Source organism: Streptomyces sp. WAC05374 (genome assembly GCF_004353505.1).
Lineage (GTDB): Bacteria > Actinomycetota > Actinomycetes > Streptomycetales > Streptomycetaceae > Streptomyces.
This window is the reverse complement of sequence record NZ_SMNQ01000042.1, coordinates 1-2,315: the sequence shown is the minus strand read 5'-3', so window position 1 is coordinate 2,315 and position 2,315 is coordinate 1. Positions and strand designations below refer to the sequence as shown.

At 71.7% G+C, this 2,315-nt stretch carries 2 protein-coding genes; both read right to left on the bottom strand.

Annotated elements, in window-relative coordinates:
* Window positions 1-879: ParB/RepB/Spo0J family partition protein (locus E2B92_RS32435; RefSeq protein ID WP_327437507.1), on the bottom strand; the 879-nt coding region annotated here is incomplete at its 3' end.
* A 104-nt stretch (window positions 880-983) separates the two neighbouring features.
* Window positions 984-2,231, bottom strand: coding sequence for a ParA family protein (locus E2B92_RS32430; RefSeq protein WP_133087795.1), 1,248 nt, complete (start codon window positions 2,229-2,231; stop codon window positions 984-986).
* Window positions 2,232-2,315 lie beyond the last annotated feature (84 nt).

Below are 2,315 nucleotides of genomic sequence, written 5' to 3'. Positions count from 1 at the left end.
CCCCCCCCCCCCCCCCCCCCCCCCCCCCCCCCCCCCCCCCCCCCCCCCCCCCCCCCCCCCCCCCCCCCCCCCCCCCCCCCCCCCCCCCCCCCCCCCCCCCCCCCCCCCCCCCCCCCCCCCCCCCCCCACCCCCCCCCCCCCCCCCCCCCCCCCCCCCCCCCCCCCCCCCCCCCCCCCCCCCCCCCCCCCCCCCCCCCCCCCCCCCCCCCCCCCCCCCCCCCCCCCCGACGACGGCGAGTTATCACGGCGTGATAGGTCCGCTCCCCCACCCCGCCGGCGCTCACTCGCAGCGGCGGCCCGCGCATCGGCCTCCCGTACCTGCTCGGCGGGGGAGAGCTTGGACAGATTCCGCACGTGCTCGATCTTCCGATGCCCCGCCACGAGGTCGGCCTGCAACTGCGGGTCGAGGTCGAGGATGGAGAGCTTCGACGAGATGGTGGACTGCGCGATACCCAGCCTCTTGGCGGCCTTGTTCTGCGACCCGTAGAACTCGACGAGCTTGCGCAACGCCTGCGCCTGCTCGATCGGGTTCATGTCGTCCCGATGGACGTTGGCGACGAACGCCGCTTCCAGAAGGGACTCGTCCGTCGAGACGAGGTCGTTGTCGACGGAGACCTTGATGGTCCGCGCACCCGCCAGCCGAGCCGCGGCAAGCCGACGGTGTCCATCGACGACGATGTACCGGGCCCCCTCCTCGATCTCCGAGGCACGCTCCGGCCGCTCGCGCAGATAGGCGTCGACAGTCGCGACAGTGATGGCGTTGATGAGGCCGATCTCGCGGATGCTCTCCGCCAGCCCCTCCAGGTCCCGCAGTTCCTCCCGCGGGTTGTCCGGGTTCTGGCTGATGACCCCGAGGGGCAGCTCCGTCGGATCGGGCACCCCAGCCGTGGGCGCGGCGGCGACGGCGCCGATCGCGGCGCGGCGGGCACTGACGGGACGGGCCTGCCCGAAAGAGGCTCCGGGCCCGAGGTTCTTCGCTTTGCTCACTTGCTGATCTCCCGGGCGAGGGCGCGCAGGGCGACGGACTGCTCACAGCGGGGGGCGTAGGCGAGGAGCGGACGCTTCACCCGCACGGCCTCCTTCTGTTCCTTGAGGTCGCCGATGACACCGACGACACGCGGATCCTTTATGTCCATCCAGGACTGGAGGGACGAGGTGGCGATGTACCCACGGCGGGCGTCGTAGTGGTTGACCACGATGCCGAGGTAGTCCAGGTCCAACGCCAGGTCGCTGCGCATGTCCTCGATCTGCGAGGTGAGCAGGTCGTAGGCGTCGGCGCTGCTGTCCTCGGCCTGGACCACGATCAGGACACCGGAGTTGCCCGCCACTTCCTCCGGCCGCCTGCGCCCGTAGTACGAGGCGGCGTCCATGCTCAGCCCGAGGCTGGGCGGACAGTCGACGAGGACGACGTCGTAGTCGCCCTCGAGAGGAGCGAGCGCACGCTCCAGTGCCGCCTCACGGGCGCGGACGGAAGCCAGCCGCACATCGAGCAGGAACGCGTCCGTGCACGCCGGCAGCAGGTGCAGCCGCCCCCCGAAGCGGTCCTCGTCAATGGTGACGATGACGTCCCGCAGCTCGCCCTTCCCGTCACCGGCCATGTGGTTGGTCAGCGAGTCACCCCCCATGGGCAGCGGCTCGTGGCCGAGCTGCTTGGTCAGGTGCCCCTGGGGGTCGAAGTCCACCAGCAGCACCCGCTGCCCGAGCCCGGGCAGATCCTCCAGCGCCAGCGGAACGTTGCCCTCGCCGTCCTCCTCCAGCAGGGCGGCGAAGTGCTTCGACACCCGCACCGGTACGAGCACGGAGGGGTCCTCGGCCAGGGCTTCACCGGCCCCCGCCGTGATGGCGGTCTTGCCGACCCCGCCCTTCTGGTTGCAGACGACGATCCGACGAGTGATCGCCGGCCGCCTGACCGCCGGCGACGGGTTGCTGTCGAGCCACAACTGCACGGACTGCGCGAGCCCCTGGATCAGGGACACCCCCCGGTCCTTGCAGTCGGCCCGGAACCCGGCCCACTGCTCGGGCGGCAGGAAGGTGGCGAAGGACTCGGCACCCGCGGTGTCGATGGGGGAGAGGTTGGACCCGAGGCCCCGCCAGGTGGTGATCTCGGCGTCCACGGCGTCCTGGATGTCGATGCCGAACTGCGCGGCACGAACTTTCAGCTCCTGCCGGAGCCGGGAAGGCAGCTTGGAGACGACCTTCTCCCGGTCGTTCCTGGTGTCTGGTGACGTCATAGAAGTCACTCTACTAACGTCGGAGATCATCTGAGCCCCCGACACGTTAGTTAGCTTCCACGGAAACCCGCTCGGCCTATCACG

Coding starts and splice junctions, on each gene's coding strand:
- E2B92_RS32430 (WP_133087795.1), bottom strand. CDS start 2,231: ATGACGTCACCAGACACCAGGAACGACCGGGAGAAGGTCGTCTCCAAG.